Origin of the sequence: Alteromonas sp. KUL42 (assembly GCF_006538325.1) — a bacterium.
In the GTDB taxonomy this organism is placed as follows: domain Bacteria; phylum Pseudomonadota; class Gammaproteobacteria; order Enterobacterales; family Alteromonadaceae; genus Alteromonas.
Genome location: NZ_BJKK01000004.1, coordinates 159426 through 176400, shown reverse-complemented (window position 1 = coordinate 176400; position 16975 = coordinate 159426). Strand labels below are relative to the sequence as shown.

At 42.4% G+C, this 16975-nt stretch carries 14 protein-coding genes; 13 read left to right on the top strand and 1 reads right to left on the bottom strand.

The window, feature by feature from the left end; translation table 11 throughout:
* Nucleotides 1-11 precede the first annotated feature (11 nt).
* From ihfB to pyrF, 5 genes are all read left to right on the top strand, one after another.
* Entirely contained in the window at nucleotides 12-299 is a 288-nt protein-coding gene (gene ihfB, locus EYR97_RS07955) for an integration host factor subunit beta (RefSeq protein WP_131093311.1), read from the top strand.
* Between the two features lie 209 nt (nucleotides 300-508).
* Complete coding sequence (locus EYR97_RS07950) at nucleotides 509-2851, top strand: PilZ domain-containing protein (RefSeq protein WP_131093310.1); 2343 nt, start codon at nucleotides 509-511, stop codon at nucleotides 2849-2851.
* A 133-nt stretch (nucleotides 2852-2984) separates the two neighbouring features.
* The gene (locus tag EYR97_RS07945) at nucleotides 2985-3245 is read left to right on the top strand and encodes a LapA family protein (RefSeq protein WP_242634952.1); all 261 of its coding nucleotides are present in this window, start codon (nucleotides 2985-2987) and stop codon (nucleotides 3243-3245) included.
* Nucleotides 3245-4414: a lipopolysaccharide assembly protein LapB gene (gene lapB, locus EYR97_RS07940; RefSeq protein WP_131093308.1), complete on the top strand. Its 1170-nt coding sequence runs from the start codon at nucleotides 3245-3247 to the stop codon at nucleotides 4412-4414. Before EYR97_RS07945 ends, lapB begins: the two co-directional genes overlap by 1 nt.
* Nucleotides 4415-4420: 6 nt before the next feature.
* Nucleotides 4421-5125 carry an orotidine-5'-phosphate decarboxylase gene (gene pyrF, locus EYR97_RS07935; RefSeq protein WP_131093307.1) on the top strand — a complete coding sequence of 235 codons (705 nt, stop codon included), beginning with the start codon at nucleotides 4421-4423 and terminating at the stop codon, nucleotides 5123-5125.
* 131 nt (nucleotides 5126-5256) lie between these two features.
* Here the strand turns inward: pyrF and ald are convergent, their stop codons facing one another.
* Nucleotides 5257-6390 (bottom strand): alanine dehydrogenase, encoded by a 1134-nt coding sequence (gene ald / locus EYR97_RS07930; protein ID WP_131093306.1) that lies wholly within the window; start codon nucleotides 6388-6390, stop codon nucleotides 5257-5259.
* 230 nt (nucleotides 6391-6620) lie between these two features.
* On the opposite strand from ald, the gene lrp reads away from it, so the two are divergent.
* The 8 genes from lrp (at nucleotide 6621) to EYR97_RS07890 (ending at nucleotide 16925) form a co-directional block, all read left to right on the top strand.
* Nucleotides 6621-7106: a leucine-responsive transcriptional regulator Lrp gene (lrp, locus tag EYR97_RS07925; RefSeq protein WP_131093305.1), complete on the top strand. Its 486-nt coding sequence runs from the start codon at nucleotides 6621-6623 to the stop codon at nucleotides 7104-7106.
* A 282-nt stretch (nucleotides 7107-7388) separates the two neighbouring features.
* Entirely contained in the window at nucleotides 7389-10202 is a 2814-nt protein-coding gene (locus EYR97_RS07920; RefSeq protein WP_131093304.1) for a DNA translocase FtsK, read from the top strand.
* Between the two features lie 15 nt (nucleotides 10203-10217).
* Complete coding sequence (lolA, locus tag EYR97_RS07915; protein WP_131093303.1) at nucleotides 10218-11039, top strand: outer membrane lipoprotein chaperone LolA; 822 nt, start codon at nucleotides 10218-10220, stop codon at nucleotides 11037-11039.
* Nucleotides 11026-12333 carry a replication-associated recombination protein A gene (locus EYR97_RS07910; protein ID WP_131093302.1) on the top strand — a complete coding sequence of 436 codons (1308 nt, stop codon included), beginning with the start codon at nucleotides 11026-11028 and terminating at the stop codon, nucleotides 12331-12333. The genes lolA and EYR97_RS07910 overlap by 14 nt, the downstream gene beginning before the upstream one ends.
* 152 nt (nucleotides 12334-12485) lie before the next feature.
* Nucleotides 12486-12869 (top strand): fluoride efflux transporter CrcB, encoded by a 384-nt coding sequence (gene crcB, locus EYR97_RS07905; protein ID WP_131093301.1) that lies wholly within the window; start codon nucleotides 12486-12488, stop codon nucleotides 12867-12869.
* A 10-nt stretch (nucleotides 12870-12879) separates the two neighbouring features.
* Nucleotides 12880-14175 carry a serine--tRNA ligase gene (serS, locus tag EYR97_RS07900; protein WP_131093300.1) on the top strand — a complete coding sequence of 432 codons (1296 nt, stop codon included), beginning with the start codon at nucleotides 12880-12882 and terminating at the stop codon, nucleotides 14173-14175.
* A 383-nt stretch (nucleotides 14176-14558) separates the two neighbouring features.
* A complete protein-coding gene (locus tag EYR97_RS07895; protein WP_165478006.1) occupies nucleotides 14559-15341 on the top strand; it encodes an AraC family transcriptional regulator in 783 nt (260 codons plus the stop codon).
* A gap of 171 nt (nucleotides 15342-15512) precedes the next feature.
* Nucleotides 15513-16925: a peptidase S41 gene (locus tag EYR97_RS07890; protein WP_131093298.1), complete on the top strand. Its 1413-nt coding sequence runs from the start codon at nucleotides 15513-15515 to the stop codon at nucleotides 16923-16925.
* Nucleotides 16926-16975: the final 50 nt, after the last annotated feature.

Below are 16975 nucleotides of genomic sequence, written 5' to 3'. Positions count from 1 at the left end.
TGAGGTTAATCATGACCAAGTCTGAATTAATTGAACGGCTCGCGGATGAAGCGCGTCATATTCCAGCGAAAGAGCTAGAACTGGCTATAAAAGAGCTTCTAGAGCAAATGGCGCAAACCTTACAAAAAGGTGAGCGTATTGAAATTAGAGGTTTTGGTAGTTTCTCGCTTCACTATCGCGCGCCACGCGTCGGTAGAAATCCTAAAACGGGTGAAACTGTGAAACTGGACGGTAAATATGTACCGCACTTTAAGCCAGGAAAAGAACTTCGCGAACGGGTTGATGCCTCAATAGCATAAGATATTGAAAAGCCGCATTTTAATGCGGCTTTTTTGTTTGTGACATTCAATCTTTTCATTTAAAAATAGTAAAAGCGCTTACATTTTTGTCGCCAACTTTAAACATATCGTCTCTTTCTTCTATCTTCTTCTCTTATTTTACTTGTTGACCCCGCGTTTATTACGGTTATATATTATCCACATAATTATAATTAATAATCTTATAAGTAATGTCAGCCGGCGAAGAACAATCAATAATAAAGCAGTATCAGCCGCTAATACGTGCACTTATTCCTTACGAACAGCAAAATAAGCTGCTAGAGGGTATAAATAAATTTTCTAAACGACTTCCCAGTAGTGTTAGAAAAATAGTTAAAGAAGAGGTTGTACGTTTAACTTCGTTAACTGATGCACCAGCGGACAATTCGGCTTTTGCCCAATTCCCCGTAATGAAGTTTAAACACTTCGGTGTGCCTATGCGCCTAGATAAAGTAGGGGCACAGATACTCAAAAACGAAACCTCACTATACCAAGATCGTTATACGGTTGGCGTGTTTGAGTCGGTAATGAATTCCGATTTTTATCAAACTCAAATCAAAAAAGAACAATTTAAAAAAATCGTCGATGCGTTTAATGTAGAAAGTCAGTCGTTCACCGATATTGACTTTGGTGACGACATAGCAGTTCGGCCTAACTTTACGTTGTCTTCAGTTGAGTTTGAGAAAGGGCGTCATTGCCCGATAAGCTCGTTATCCCACAAGGGCATAGCACTTGAGACTAAGCGCCCTCCAAACGCCTCAACAGGTGATACGCTTACCTTTACGCTTCCTGAAGTCAAAGGACTCACTAAAGAACCCACTGAAATTAAGCTCGAACTGGAATCAGTTAAATACAATAAGCACTTGGGCAAGTACGAATCGTTTTTCGTTTTTAATGAAGATGTTGATGAGGCCGTATTACAGGCGATAAAACGTTACGTGTCTCTTACTGCTTATAAGCAACCTTTGCAGCGCGATCTTGAAATAGAACGAGCTATGCAAGAGCTAGAGCGTGACCGTATTTTAGAGAACAGTCCGTGGCTACCTGTATTCCTAACGCCGGAAAAAAAGTCCCTGAAACCGCTTATCGCACTATTTACTAAGGCTAATGTTGAGCACAACGATACCACTAAGTTATTAAGGAGTTTGCAGGACAAGCCAATATTTGAGACTTTGGCGCAAGAGTTGTTAACTTACAATGAAGCCTACGTATTCCATGGCGCAGTAAAAACGAAAACCGGAAATGTTCAAATTACTGCCACACATCGACAGTTGTTAGCGTTGGGCCAGTTAAACGCACTAGTTTATTTATTGGCTAAAACAGGTGACTTTATTTGTACACAATGTCGTTTAGATACAATAAGTCGAGTGGATAAACAAAAAGCCTTTGCGATACACGATTTGGCAAGTAAGGAATATGAAGAGCTCGCCAAGGTTTCACATGTTATGTATTGCAAAGACGTTTCAAGTTATCTAACTAACTTAACGTTGACTGCTAAATGTGAATTTAAACCGTTGTCAAAGTCGCTCAAAGCCAGTGGCAAGAATTGGCGAATTGACTATGTCATGGAAGAAGATCTTGATAGACGTTGTGAAACTCGCTATGTCATTGATAAACCAGCGGTAATTAAAGTGGGTTTGCTATCGTCACTTGACGCTCATGTTGCCGATTTAAGTGCAAGTGGTATGCAGTTAAAAGTGTCACCTAACAGTGAATTGCAAAAAGAAATTAGGGTGTCAGTTCCTGAACTAAAAATAAAAAATGAACGCTACAAAGTGGTTTATCACGACCCATCCTCAGGAACAGTGCGTTTGTGTTTAGTCGAAGATAATAAAAAGTCGAAAGTCGGCTCCAATGTAGACAGTATGGTAGAAGAAAATACTGCCTACTTTAAATTACGAGATATCGCGCGCATTCAACGTTCAACCCATCGCTTTATTTGGGAGCTGGCAGTAAGACATATGCCGTCACTTGCTGTACTTTGTGTGATGAACCGTTTTACCCTCGATAGACTTAAAACCGTTTATCAAAGTGAAACGTCTGACGACCTCTATCCTTTTTCTAGGACAAAGAACATTATTCCTTTGCACGGCTTTTTCGCTGATAAAGGACAAGCTAAGCCTAAATCACAAATACTAGAAGCGATGTTTAAAGAAACGTCGGAACAGAACCTCGTCGTGCACTGTGTCCGAAAATCGGATAGTCGTTTGGTTTTTATTAAAGAAAGGGATTTTCTCTATTCTAAATTGCGTACGCAGATTAGAACCCAATTATTGGATGAGAAAATTCAGTTAAGTGCTACAGATGTGACAGCTATACGTTGCCATGGTGCGTTAACGCCGCTTACCAAGAAACGTTTAGCTCAATTGTCCAAGTTAGACAAAGCAATGTATGACAAATTGGAGACTATGCAAGCGGGTTATACCCACTGTATTTTCATTACCAATATGTCAGCACTGCATCATGATCTTGTCGTCGATAATCTAATTGCCAAACCTAAAAAGCAAGACTTAGAAGGTGAAGGTGCAGCCTAAAGCTGTAATTCATATATTAAATATCTACAGGCCTTGGTTATGTGACTTATAGGCGACCTAAGTAAAACGCTTTTTCCTATTATCTCTTTACGCATTTTGCTATTCTTACGAATAAATTATCAGTAAGGGTTTAGTGTTGAAAGGGATCCTAACATTTCTAATCATTTTGATGCTGTTGGCAATTGCGTTTGTGGTGGGCTCACAGAACGAAACTCAAATAAGTGTTAATTATTTAATTGCGCAGGCTGAATTGCGTATTTCAACATTAATCGCTTTTACCCTGTCGTTAGGCGTATTGGTGGGTGTGTTAATTATGCTGGGTAGCTGGTTGCATTTACGTGTGCAACTCATGGCTACCAAGTCAAAACTTCAGCGTCTGGAACAACAAAAATAATGCTAGAATTGCTGTTTCTTCTTTTACCTGTTGCAGCAGGTTATGGATGGATAATGGGGCGCAACAGCGTCCGTCAGGCACAAAGAAAACAGTCGAGTATCCTGTCGAAGCATTATTATAAAGGTTTAAACTTCCTATTATCAGATCAACCAGACAAAGCGGTTGATACGTTAATTAAAATGATTAACGTCAATAGTGACACTGTTGAAACCCACATTGCCATGGGAAGTTTTTTTCGTCATCGTGGTGAAATAGACCGCGCTATCAAAGTACATCAAAATTTAGTCAGTAGAGAAGAGCTTCAACCTGCTCAGCGTGAAAATGCACTACGCGAATTAGGGCATGACTACACGCAAGCTGGCTTTTTGGAGCGAGCCGAGAATGCATTTCTTCAACTTCTCAATAGCGAAAAGCACTATCTAGTTGCTCAGCAACAATTGTTTAGCATTTATCAAACCACTAAAGAATGGGAGCGGGCAATTGAATTGGCAGAGCGTATGGTACAATGCCATGGCGATAACGATGAAGTTTGTGAACGTTTAGCGCATTTTTATTGTGAACAAGCCTCGGTAGAATTGAAAAATGACAGCCAAGGTGCAGCACTTACGCTACTTCAAAAAGCAGTCAACGCAGACGAATATGCCGTAAGACCTTGGTTGATGCTAGGAGAAATCGCCCTAGATCAAAAGCGCTATACAGACGCGAATGCTTATTTTACGCAAGTTGCTGAAAGAGATATCAATTGGTTTAGTGAAGCGGTGCCAAGTCTTGAGAAAATAGCTGAAGAAACCGATGATTGGGAGTCGTTCCAAAAGAATTTAGAATCTCACTGGCAAGAATGTGCGACGTCGTATTTAGCCATGGTTGACGTACTGTTAAAACGCGGTGATACCGCCAATGCGGCCGAATATCTATTGGAGCAACTGCGAAAGCGTCCGACTATGCGAGGCTTCAAAACCCTCATGGGGTTGTATATAGACCAGTTGCAGGATAAAACCACAGCAGACAGTTTGCGCTTATTAAAAGAGTTAGTTGAAAAGCAAATGTTGCAAAGGCCCAAATACCGGTGCAACAGTTGTGGCTTTTCAGGTAGAAAATTATATTGGTTATGCCCCAGTTGTAAGAAGTGGGGAATGGTAAAACCCATAAAAGGGTTAGACGGAGAGTAATGTAACATGCAAGACCCACGCGTTATTGTTGCCTTAGATTATGACAACAAAGACACCGCAATGGCTTTTATAGATAAGCTAGACCCCACGTTGTGCAAACTGAAAGTGGGCAAGGAAATGTTTACGTTATTTGGCCCCGAGTTCGTAAAGGAAATCATCGCGAAAGGCTTTGATGTCTTTTTAGATTTAAAATTTCACGATATTCCAAATACCGTAGCGAAAGCATGCAAAGCTGCTGCTGAGCTAGGCGTATGGATGGTAAACGTGCATGCATCGGGTGGGTTACCAATGATGCAAGCCGCTAAGGAAGCCATTGCGAATAGTGCTAATCCATCAACAAAGTTGATTGCAGTAACTGTACTAACCAGTATGGATGACGTGCAGCTTGCTGATGTTGTAAGTGGAGTTACGCCAGAAGAGCAAGTGCTTCGTCTTGCTGCGTTAACCGAAAAAGCGGGGTTAGACGGTATTGTGTGTTCGGCGAAAGAAGCCAACGCATTGCGTGAAAAACATAACCCTGAATTTTTGCTTGTTACACCAGGTATTCGTCCAATAGGTACAGATGCGGGTGATCAAAAGCGGGTTATGACCCCACCTGATGCCATAAATAGTGGTGTAAGTTATCTAGTAATGGGCCGTCCCATTACAAAAGCTGAAGATCCAATTGCTGTGCTTACTGAAGTGAACGCGTCTATAGCACCGCTTATTTAATAACTTAATTCACTCAGCGATTGTTTACCTATTTATCATAGGATTTAGAAACAAAAAACCGAGTATGTTTTTGCATACTCGGTTTTTTAATGAAAAAAGAAAATAGAGACTATCTTCTTTTAGTGTTTTGATTATTCGCCTTTAAGTGCTACTTCAGCAGGCGTGTAAGTTAGACCAAGCTCTTCGCCTAGCGCATCTACAACGGCTTTGTACGTTACTTTACCTTCATGAACGTTTAGGCCGTTCAACAGGTGTTTGTCTTCAAGCATCGCTTTCGCAGGGCCTTTGTTTGCCAATGCCAAACCAAACGGCAAGGTTGCATTGTTCAGCGCCATAGTTGAAGTACGTGCAACACCACCTGGCATGTTAGCAACACAGTAGTGCACCACATCATCAACCATGTAAACCGGGTCTTGGTGTGTTGTTGCTTTAGAGGTTTCGAAACAACCACCTTGGTCAATTGCTACGTCTACTAAAACTGATCCTGGTTTCATTGCTGCAATGTGTTCACGAGTTAGCAATTTAGGAGCTGCTGCGCCTGGAATAAGAACCGCACCAACAACAAGGTCAGCTTTTGAAGAATAATGTTCAATAGCGTCAACGGTAGAATAAACCGTCTTAACTTGACCATTAAAGATATCATCGATTTGACGAAGACGCGGTAGTGAGCGGTCAAGAATAGTTACATCAGCGCCTGAGCCTAGTGCCATTTTCGCGGCGTTAATACCTACAACACCGCCACCGATAATAAGTACTTTACCTGGAGCAACACCTGGTACCCCACCTAAAAGTGTACCGCTACCACCGTGTGCTTTTTCTAGGTAATGTGCACCGGCTTGAACCGACATACGACCGGCAACTTCACTCATTGGCGCTAGAAGAGGTAAGCCACCACGTTCGTCTGTTACTGTTTCATAAGCAATACAGGTAGCGCCTGATTCAACAAGTAGCTTAGTTTGTGTTGGATCTGGTGCAAGGTGTAAATAGGTGTAAAGAGTTTGACCTTTGCGAAGCATTTTACATTCGTTAGGCTGTGGCTCTTTCACTTTTACAATCATTTCAGCTTCTGCAAATACTTGCTCTGCTGTTGCCGCGATTGATGCGCCAGCCTCTACATACATCTCGTCAGTGAAACCAATTGCGTCGCCCGCTTTTGTTTCTACTAGCACGCTGTGACCATGTGTCACAAACTCTTTAACAGCAGCAGGCGTTAAGCCAACGCGGTATTCGTGGTTCTTAATTTCTTTTGGTACACCAACTAGCATGCGTGATCCTCTATTATTGTTTGAGCTTCTTAACGGCTCGTGTTTAATAAATATAGTATAGGGCCTGTTGTTTATTATTGTTTATAAATTAATCAAAAATAACAACATGCTTGATATAACTAAGGGTGTTTGTGCGGCGCAGTATACGATAATAAAATGCGAACTATCTGCTGAAGAATTGCCGTTTATGGAATATAATTTGGTAAAAATTGGGTTGTGGAAAATATTATATGCTGGTGAAAACCCCAAAACACCTTGACCGAATAGACAGGAATATACTGGTTCAATTACAGAAAAATGGCAGGATCTCAAACGTAGAGCTTGCTAAAGAAGTGGGGCTAAGCCCTAGTCCTTGCCTCGAGCGAGTGAAGCGTTTGGAAAGCCAAGGCTATATCAAAGGCTATCATGCAGTGGTTGACCCCGAAAAGCTCGGTGCGGCGATGTTAGTCTTTGTAGAAATTACGTTGACGAAAACATCGGTGGATATCTTCGCAGAATTTTCTGCTGCGGTTAAATTGCACGATGATATTCAAGAATGTCACTTAGTATCAGGGGATTTTGATTTTTTACTTAAAGCGCGAGTTGCCGATATGGGTAGTTATCGAAAACTGCTAGGTGATACATTGCTAAGATTACCGGGAGTAAGTGAGTCTCGCACTTATGTGGTAATGGAAGAAGTGAAAAGTACTTCATCCTTACGTATTAATTTGAAGTAATGAAAGCGTGGCTCACAAACCGTTTTTTGTGGTAGGCTGTGCAAAAATACAGTGTTTGCTTTATGTGCATGTATTATCAACGCAAGGGTTGGCAACGAAATACATGCGAGATATGGCAGTTACATTAAATGCTTTTTTAAAAGCAAATTAGAAAAATAATAAAGTACTTAACACGAAGTATTCGACAGAAATTGTTCGAATTTCGGCGCTTAAATATCGCGTTTAACTCAGCACAATGCTGTTGGTTAAATGCAATGGAAGAAATGAAGGTTTTTTAGGGTTATGGCGCGATTAACAGGGGTTCAGCGAGTGTGGGAAGCAGGTATGATAATAGCCTGTGTTTTCGCCTTTTTCTTATTGCTGGCACTAGCATCTTTTCATCCAGGCGATCCAGGTTGGAGTCAAGCTGGCTTGCAGCTAGACGTGAACAATTGGGTAGGCGCCACGGGTGCGTGGATTGCTGATTTATTGTTGTTTTCTTTTGGATGGCTAGCGTATTTGTTGCCTTTTGGCTCTGCATTTTTAGGTTGGTTTTTATTTCAGCACATCAAAGAACTCGATGAATTCGATTATTTAACCATCGGATTGCGTATCGTTGGTGGTCTTCTGATGGCTTTAGGTGCTACAGGCATAGCCAGTATTAATGTGAATGACATCTATAACTTCTCCGCTGGCGGTTTTGTCGGCGATGTCATTAGTTCAGCTCTCATTCCCTATTTTAATACAGCGGGTACAATTTTATTATTACTGTGTTTTTTGTGTACGGGCTTTACCTTGTTAACGGGGATCAGCTGGCTTACTATTATTGATAAATTAGGTGAGGCCACATTATGGCTTGGCCGTAAACTTACCAGTGCGCCCAAAAACCTACTTGCGCTAGACATGCCAAAAGTGGCTTTGGGCAACAAGGCTAACGATGCTCAAAGTACTTCTGAACTCGATATAACGTCTATGCGAGCAGAGCCCGTTTATGAAGGGGCTAACGCTGATGACCATCACAGTGATAGCGTTTCTGAAAGCCCACGAACTTCTGCACATAGAAGTGAGCCTCGCTTTTCTTTTAAGGAATCTAACGCAAATTGCGATAGTGCAGACAATGAACGCAATGATACGCCGCCGTTTTATTTTCAAAACGACAATGTAGATGACGCTGTCGCTAATAGTAATAATGACAGCGCTACAGATGCAGACTCATCAACTCAAGATGTAACGACCAGTGAAGCTTTAGATCAAAAGCGTTCACCATTCTCACTTTCAGGAATGCGTGACGCCGTGACTAATGGCTTTAAAGAAAAGGTCGGACTAAACAAAACTGAAGCCAGCGCTGCCGCAAGTGAAAATGAAGTAGATCATGCTGTAGACCAGCAGGAGACGAAAGTTCAACAAAGCCCAACAATCAATTTTGATGAGTTAGAAGAGTTCGACGAGGACGCACCGTATGAAACGGGCTCGCGACCTGCGGCTACTATTCATCCAGCTAGTAATGGCCAATCTTCAGTCAAGGATGTAGCTACAGCGCAGCCAGTTCGCCAACCTTTTACCCCTGTTGTTGTGGGTGCTAAACCGGTGAAAGCGAGGGCAGGGGAGAGCAATTGTGAATTGCCGCCAATGCCATCTTTTGATTTGTTAGAGCGCGCAGACAAGCATGAAAACCCATTAACGCCAGAAGAAATTGACGCAATTTCTCGTTTGGTTGAAGAAAAGCTGGCCGATTTTAATATCGAGGCTAGAGTTGTGGGGGTGTCTCCTGGACCTGTAATTACACGTTTTGAGCTTGATTTAGCACCGGGTGTTAAGGTGAGTAAAATTACCGGGCTGTCGAAAGATTTAGCCCGTGCGATGTCTGCGATTTCGGTACGTGTTGTAGAAGTTATTCCGGGTAAATCTTTTATTGGACTAGAACTACCGAATAAAAAGCGCGAAATGGTGCGTTTGAGTGAAGTAATAAGCTGTGACGCTTTTCAGTCGAATAGCTCTCCGTTAACCATGGTATTAGGCGCTGATATCTCAGGTAAACCTGTGGTGGTTGATTTAGCTAAAATGCCGCATTTACTAGTGGCCGGTACCACGGGCTCAGGTAAATCGGTTGGTGTAAACGTCATGATCTTAAGCTTGCTGTACAAGAGCACGCCTGAAGATGTGCGTATGATAATGATTGACCCCAAAATGCTTGAGCTTTCGGTATATGAAGGCATTCCTCACTTGCTGGCGGAAGTGGTCACCGACATGAAAGAAGCGGCCAATGCGCTTCGTTGGTGTGTGGGTGAAATGGAACGACGTTATCGACTGATGAGTGCATTAGGTGTGCGTAACTTAAAGGGTTACAACGCAAAAGTAGAAGAAGCCATTGCCAATGGTACACCGATAAAAGATCCGTTGTGGAAAAGTGAAGAAAGTATGGATGCTGAGGCACCAGACTTACAAAAGTTACCTGCCATTGTGGTTGTGGTTGACGAATTTGCCGACATGATGATGATTGTTGGTAAGAAAGTAGAAGAGCTAATTGCACGAATTGCACAGAAAGCCCGTGCGGCGGGTATTCACCTTATTCTTGCTACACAACGCCCGTCTGTTGATGTTATTACAGGCTTGATCAAAGCAAACATTCCTACCCGTATTGCGTTTCAAGTTTCCAGCAAAATTGATTCGCGTACGATTCTAGATCAACAAGGCGCAGAAGCTTTGCTTGGAATGGGAGATATGTTGTATCTACCACCGGGTAGTCCAGTTCCAACTCGTGTACACGGTGCCTTTGTGGACGATCACGAAGTACATGCTGTGGTTGCCGATTGGCAAAAGCGCGGTGAGCCAGAATATATCGATGAAATACTCAATGGTGAAGCTTCTGCAGAAGTCTTGTTACCCGGTGAGCAACCTGAAGGTGAAGAACAAGAATTCGATGCTTTTTATGACGAGGCTGTTGCTTTTGTTACAGAAACTCGTCGCGCTAGTGTGTCTAGTGTGCAGCGTAAATTCAGAATTGGTTACAATCGCGCCGCGCGCTTAGTGGAACAAATGGAAATGAGTGGGGTCGTAAGTGCACAGGGGCATAACGGTAATCGCGAAGTACTCGCACCGCCCCCCCACAAAGAATAGACACGGAATAAGGTTATGAAAAAAGCAGTATCAGTTTATTTCGCTGGGGCATTAAGCCTGGTATTTACTCTAGAAAGTACAGCATTTAATTCCACGGAGTTTCAAGGACCATTGTATGAAGCATCAGTAGAAGATGGCGCAAATACAGTCGTAAACGCCGCGGCCTTGAAATTGCAACAAACTTCGCATGAAACACTAAACGGTGAACAGGGAAGTAGTGGGTTAGCAGAAATTGAATTGAAAGATACCCACGCCGATATAGCGTTACATGCGCTATTGAGCAATATGAGTCAGTTTCGCGCCAATTTTGAACAAACCGTGGTGGATGCACAGCAGAACATTGTTCATGAAGCACAGGGGACGTTAACGATGACGCGTCCTAACAAGTTGCGTTGGGAAACTACTTTTCCAGATGAAACGCTGTTAATTGCCGATGGCGAAGCGGTTTGGAACGTGGATACGTTTGTAGAGCAAGTTACCGTGCTATCCCAAGAGCAAGCCATTAAAGATAACCCAATAGTGTTGTTAACCGCTAATGATGAAGCTACTTGGGATAAGTTTTCTATTCGCACGGTAGATACGTCACATACAGTCAGTGATGACAAAACCCGTAAAATGAGAAGCTTTCAAGTCACTCCAAAGCAAAGTGGCGGTCAAATTGTCACGTTAACACTTGCGTTCAATCAAAACGATGAGCTGGCGGGGCTAACCATGTTAGACATGCAACAACAAATAAGTGCCTTGGTATTTAGTGGTATTGAAACCCGTTTTCCACTTGCCGCCGACGTGTTTAGCGTAGATGTGCCTAACAGTTACATAGTAGATGACCAGCGTTAATCAAGCATTTGCGCCACTAGCGGCGCGCATGCGCCCTGTTACTGTTGAAGAATATTGCGGGCAGCAGCATTTGTTTGGACAAGACAAGCCGTTGCGTAAAATGTTGGAGTCAGGTCATTGTCACTCTATGATCCTCTGGGGTCCTCCCGGCACTGGAAAAACGACACTGGCTGAGCTTATTGCCCATTATACCAATGCCACAGTTCTTCGAATCTCTGCAGTTACCAGTGGTGTGAAAGACATTCGCGCAGCTATGGATAAAGCGCAGGACAACGCGCGTTATAATCAAAGAACCCTTTTATTTGTAGACGAGGTTCATCGTTTCAATAAAAGTCAACAAGATGCGTTTTTACCTTTTGTAGAATCTGGAGTTGTTACCTTTATTGGCGCCACCACAGAAAACCCATCATTTGAATTAAATAATGCATTGCTCTCACGTGTCCGTGTTTATGTTCTAAAACCTCTAGAGCAAGATGCGCTGTATCAGTTAATCGACCGAGCGCTTACCGACACTCCCAAAGGGCTTGGCGAGCGAAAACTGTGTATTGATGATAATGCAAAGGCTGCTTTAGTTGAACTCAGTGGCGGGGATGCACGAAGATTGTTGACTTACTTAGAGCTGTCGGCAGACTTTACCAGTGGTAAACAAATTAGCATCGGTGATATAGAACAAGCTGTAGGACAGAAAGTTGCCAGCTACGATAATAAAGGCGATACGTTCTACGATTTAATTTCTGCATTTCACAAGTCGGTGCGCGGATCAGACCCAGATGCAGCGTTGTATTGGTATGCACGTATATTAGAGGGGGGCGGTGATGCGCTTTACGTTGGAAGACGGTTATTGGCCATTGCTTCAGAGGATATTGGCAATGCAGACCCCCGTGCAATGCAGTTGTGCATTAATGCTTGGGATACCTTTCATCGAGTCGGCCCTGCAGAGGGGGAACGGGCAATAGCGCAAGCAGCGGTTTATTGTGCGCTTGCGGCTAAAAGTAACGCAGTTTACATGGCATTTAATGATGCCAGGGCACTCGCGCGAAAAACATCTGATGCACCTGTACCTATGCACCTTCGTAATGCACCTACATCGCTGATGAAAGAGTTGGGGCACGGTGATGGCTACCGGTATGCACATAATGAGCAACATGCCTTTGCCGCGGGAGAGAACTACTTTCCAGAAGGCTTAACCGGCACGCGCTTTTATCATCCTAATGAGCGAGGTTTAGAGAAAGCGTTGAAAGCCAAACGGGATTACCTTGATTCACTTAATGCGCGGAGTAAGATAAAAAGATAAGGTAAAAAGATAAGGTAAAAAGTTACGGAAAAAAGGTAAAAGAAATACCAAAGCCCAGAAGGGTAATTCCAATAGTAGATTATAAATACAATAGTCTTACATTCTATCGATTAAAAAATAAACGCAAATAACCTGTTTTAGGGAGTATTATTGTGCCTCAAGGACTTGCTTTGTATTGTTTTATTGCCATGGGTGGCGCAACCGGTGCTTGTTTGCGGTATTTTGTTACAACTACCGTTGATTCCTTATTTGGAAAACACTTGCCGTTTGGTACACTAGCCGTGAATGTAGTGGGGTCGTTTGCTTTAGCGATACTTTACGGCTTTATTGAACGGCACGATTTAAATGATTCACCTTATCGAGCATTGATTGGTGTTGGCCTTTTAGGAGCATTCACTACGTTCTCTACGTTTTCAGTAGAAACATTAACGTTGTTAGAAAATGGGCTGTGGTTAAAAGCCATAGCAAATGTATTTCTTAATGTAGGCGCCTGTTTATTAGCAGGGTGGCTTGCAATTGAATTGATGAAAGGATAAGTAGAAACACATGTTAGATCCAAAGTGTTTGCGAAGCGATATAGAACAAACAGCCGAGCGATTGGCTGCCCGTGGTTTTAACCTCGATGTAGCAGCTTTCAGTTCGCTTGAAGAAAAAAGAAAAACACTTCAGTCCAGAACACAGGATCTGCAAAACGAACGCAACGTACGAAGTAAATCCATTGGTAAAGCTAAAGCACAAGGCGAAGATATTGCCCCGTTGCTTGCCGAAGTAGGTAAATTAGGTGACGAGCTAGATTCGGCAAAAGCTGAGCTAAGCGAACTGCTAGAAGAAATTAGTATTTTCACTCAGGGTATTCCTAATTTGCCTGATGCATCTGTACCGACAGGTAAAGATGAAGATGATAATGTGGAAATTAGCCGTTGGGGTGAGCCACGTAAGTTCGACTTTGATGTAAAAGATCACGTCGATATTGCTGAAGGTTTGAATAACGGTCTTGATTTTGCGCTAGCCAGTAAATTAACGGGCAGCCGTTTTGTGGTAATGCGTGGTGACATAGCGCGTTTAAACCGTGCTATTGCGCAATTTATGCTAGATGTACATACACAAGAGCACGGTTATCAGGAAATGTATGTGCCGTACTTGGTTAATGCAGACAGCCTTTACGGCACAGGGCAATTGCCAAAGTTTGGTGAAGACTTATTCCACACCCAACCTGCAACTGAAGAAGGTCAGGGTTTAAGCCTTATTCCAACCGCCGAGGTGCCGTTAACTAACATCGCACGCGATGAAATTCTTGATGTCAAAACACTACCTGTGAAGATGACGGCGCATACACCATGTTTTCGTTCAGAGGCAGGTTCGTATGGTCGTGATACACGAGGCCTAATTCGTCAACACCAATTCGACAAAGTTGAATTAGTGCAACTGGTTAAGCCAGAAGACAGCTTCGATGCACTTGAAGCATTAACGAGCCATGCAGAGGCAATTCTTCAGAAGTTAGAATTGCCGTATAGAAAGGTATTGTTGTGTACGGGTGATATGGGCTTTGGTGCATGTAAAACCTATGATCTTGAAGTTTGGTTACCTGCACAAGACACGTATCGTGAAATTTCTTCATGTTCAAACATGCTAGATTTCCAAGCGCGCCGTATGCAAGCACGTTACCGTAATCCAGAAACGCAAAAAACAGAGTTGCTGCATACATTAAACGGTTCTGGTTTGGCAGTTGGCCGTACATTGGTAGCTATTTTAGAAAATAATCAGCAAGCCGATGGCAGTGTGACTATTCCAAAAGCACTTGTGCCTTACATGGCTGGTCAAGAAGTGATCAAGGCTCAGTAGTCGTGTTAAAGCTTGTATAGTCTTTCAAAGCCCAACGGTATTTACCTTGGGCTTTTTTGTTTATGTATGTTTTTAGGTAAGAAATGTGCCACTTGAACCCATTAGTTTAATTAATGCCGGGATAGTTATAGCCAGCATACAAGGCTGTGCCATCTTATGGAGCAAAGCAGGGCATCGTGGAATTTGTGTATTGTTACTGCTTTTAGCGCTTTCAGCATTAATGAATATACTTGAAGCAAAAGGTATTGCGCCTTATCTTACCCAGTTTACACCCACCTTTTTATTATTGTTCGGCCCAATGTTGTACTTGGCCTGTTCGCTTCTCACTAAAAATGCGCTTAATAAGCGTGACGGTTTGCAGTTTTTTACCCGCACTTCTTTCCATGGCTTTTTCACAATATGTCCAAGCTATCATTGCGTTGGGTACGCTGTCTCGTTTAGCGTATTCGGTGCTCACTGCACGTCAGTTGCAACAATATAAACGTCACCTTGATGCTGAACGTTCAGACTCAGATGAATATTCCTTTCAGTGGATGATTTGGGTTGTCGTGATCACCGCTAGTTTTAATGTAATTGACCTTGTACGACTGAATCTTCAACCTTTTATTTCTGCGGATTTAAATGTATTTGGGCAGAGCGTCAATAATACGTTGTGGTTGGTTATGGTTATGTTTATTACCTATAAACTAAACTCACAACAAAGTGCACCGGCAATTGAAAATAGGTCAAATGATAAAGCGCAAGCCCGTAGCTCTGATAGCCACAGCACTGGAGATGAAGGCTTAAGTTGTGATAGAGCTCAAAGTGCAGAAAAGGAAGACGCTGCTCAGTTTCTAGTTATATTCAGTGCCTTAGAAGAGCAAATAAAAGAGGAGCAATGGTTTTTAATAGAAAGGCTCACACTAGCACAATTATCAGAATTTTCTGGTTTTCAGCAACGAGATATATCAAGAGCTATTAACCTAAATGCCAACAAGAGTTTTAATGAGTATATCAATACTCTACGAGTGGATTACGTTTGTCAGGCTATGAGGAACCACTCGCATAAATCAATTACTGAATTAACCTTTGATGCCGGATTTAGTTCAAAGGCCGCATTTAATCGAGCATTTAAACAAGTCACTAAGATGACACCCACACAATTCAAAAATATGCAGGCTGCATAGCCTAGGAATCAGGAGCAAGGGAAAGGAAAAGCAGGAGAAGGGGAATGAGAAAAGGGGAAACGGAAAGGAAATTCTTTCGCTTGTAAGGTTTCAAATCCTGTTTTGAGACGACTTGTTTTCTTAGCGTCATCATCATTGCACTATGTTTTTCTTTTTATGGTTTTTCCCTTTATGGCTGTTCCATTGATGCCGTTAACTACGCTTAACATTAAAAATATCGCTGCAACGCTACTTCACGCTCTTATCGTCACTATCACTGCATTCGTTGTTACGCCGAATATCGCCTGGTGCTCACAAAAGGTAGATGTAAATAAATGGGAAGAAGATATCGCAGCTTATGAAACCCAACTCAAACAGGGTCACCTTGACCTGTTTCACGCTTCTTCAGAAAAAGCGTTTGATCAAAAATTGAATCTACTGAGAAGCCAATTGCCGCGGCTATCCGACAACAAAATCTTAGTTGCCTTAATGCAGTTAACCAACACCATTGGGGACGGCCACACAGCATTTCCATTGTGGGGAGCACCACTACATAAGTTTCCATTTAAGTTTATAGCCGTAGATGGAAAATTTTATGTGAGTGAAACTACTGATGAAAATGCAGGCCTGCTTAAAGCGGAACTCTTGTCTATCAATGGAAAACCAGTTGATGCGATAGTAACAATGTTGTCTGAAGTAGTCCCGTTCGCAGAAAATCAATATTCAACATCAGTTCGTATTGCCCATTATTTGCCGGTAGCAGAAGTGCTAAACGGCCTTGGCATTGTTGATGATAAATATGTTGCTCAGTTTACTTTCTTCATTAATGGTGAAACCTCTACGGTGACATTAGAAGCATTAGAAACACAAACAATGAACTTGCAGCTATCGTTAGACCATTTCCACGCTAAGGCACCAATTAAGCCTATTGCTAGCCAAAAAAACCGGCAGTTCGCTTCTAGTAACAAGACTCGTATTAAAAACGGGAGAAAACACGAAATTAAACAGGCCACACAGTGGTTGTGGTTTACGCACGCTAAACAGAAAAATGCCGTCTACGTAAAGTTTGAACGCTATCCCGATATGAGCACCATGGATCACTTTGCTAAGGAGTTACTCCAATTTATTGACAACAACAAAAGCGAAAGTCTTATTATCGATTTAAGAAACAACTTTGGTGGTGACTTTTTTGTGGGGTTGAAGTTGGCCCAGTATTTAGTACTGGCTGATAGTTTACGCTGGCAAGATGGCATTTATGTATTAATCAATAATGTGACGTTTTCCGCGGCAATGAGCAACGCCGCACAGTATGCACGTTTGTTAAATGCCACATTGGTAGGAGAGCCCACCGGCGCAAAACCGAAAGGCTATCAAGACATGGGGCAATTTATATTGCCAAACTCAAAACGTGTGGTTTCATACTCAAAGCGATTTTACGATTTTTCTATAGGGCCTAAAAAAGGCACTGAAGCGTCAAATCAGTATACAGAACTGAAAAACGACGCTATTTATCCAGATAAGCTGATTTCACTGAGTATAGATGACTATATCACTAATACAGATAAGCAATTGCAGTGGGTGTTGGAGAGAGTTAAATGGAATTAAAAGTCTATCCTTGAAGAAACTTATCGTAGGTTTGTAATAAAACGGTAGAT

Excerpts from the sequence above, each read along its gene's own strand:
- ihfB (WP_131093311.1), top strand. The coding sequence starts at position 12 with ATGACCAAGTCTGAATTAATTGAACGGCTCGCGGATGAAGCGCGTCAT.
- EYR97_RS07950 (WP_131093310.1), top strand. The coding sequence starts at position 509 with ATGTCAGCCGGCGAAGAACAATCAATAATAAAGCAGTATCAGCCGCTA.
- lapB (WP_131093308.1), top strand. The coding sequence starts at position 3,245 with ATGCTAGAATTGCTGTTTCTTCTTTTACCTGTTGCAGCAGGTTATGGA.
- pyrF (WP_131093307.1), top strand. The coding sequence starts at position 4,421 with ATGCAAGACCCACGCGTTATTGTTGCCTTAGATTATGACAACAAAGAC.
- ald (WP_131093306.1), bottom strand. The coding sequence starts at position 6,390 with ATGCTAGTTGGTGTACCAAAAGAAATTAAGAACCACGAATACCGCGTT.
- lrp (WP_131093305.1), top strand. The coding sequence starts at position 6,621 with ATGCTGGTGAAAACCCCAAAACACCTTGACCGAATAGACAGGAATATA.
- EYR97_RS07920 (WP_131093304.1), top strand. The coding sequence starts at position 7,389 with ATGGCGCGATTAACAGGGGTTCAGCGAGTGTGGGAAGCAGGTATGATA.
- lolA (WP_131093303.1), top strand. The coding sequence starts at position 10,218 with ATGAAAAAAGCAGTATCAGTTTATTTCGCTGGGGCATTAAGCCTGGTA.
- EYR97_RS07910 (WP_131093302.1), top strand. The coding sequence starts at position 11,026 with ATGACCAGCGTTAATCAAGCATTTGCGCCACTAGCGGCGCGCATGCGC.
- serS (WP_131093300.1), top strand. The coding sequence starts at position 12,880 with ATGTTAGATCCAAAGTGTTTGCGAAGCGATATAGAACAAACAGCCGAG.
- EYR97_RS07895 (WP_165478006.1), top strand. The coding sequence starts at position 14,559 with ATGGCTTTTTCACAATATGTCCAAGCTATCATTGCGTTGGGTACGCTG.
- EYR97_RS07890 (WP_131093298.1), top strand. The coding sequence starts at position 15,513 with ATGGCTGTTCCATTGATGCCGTTAACTACGCTTAACATTAAAAATATC.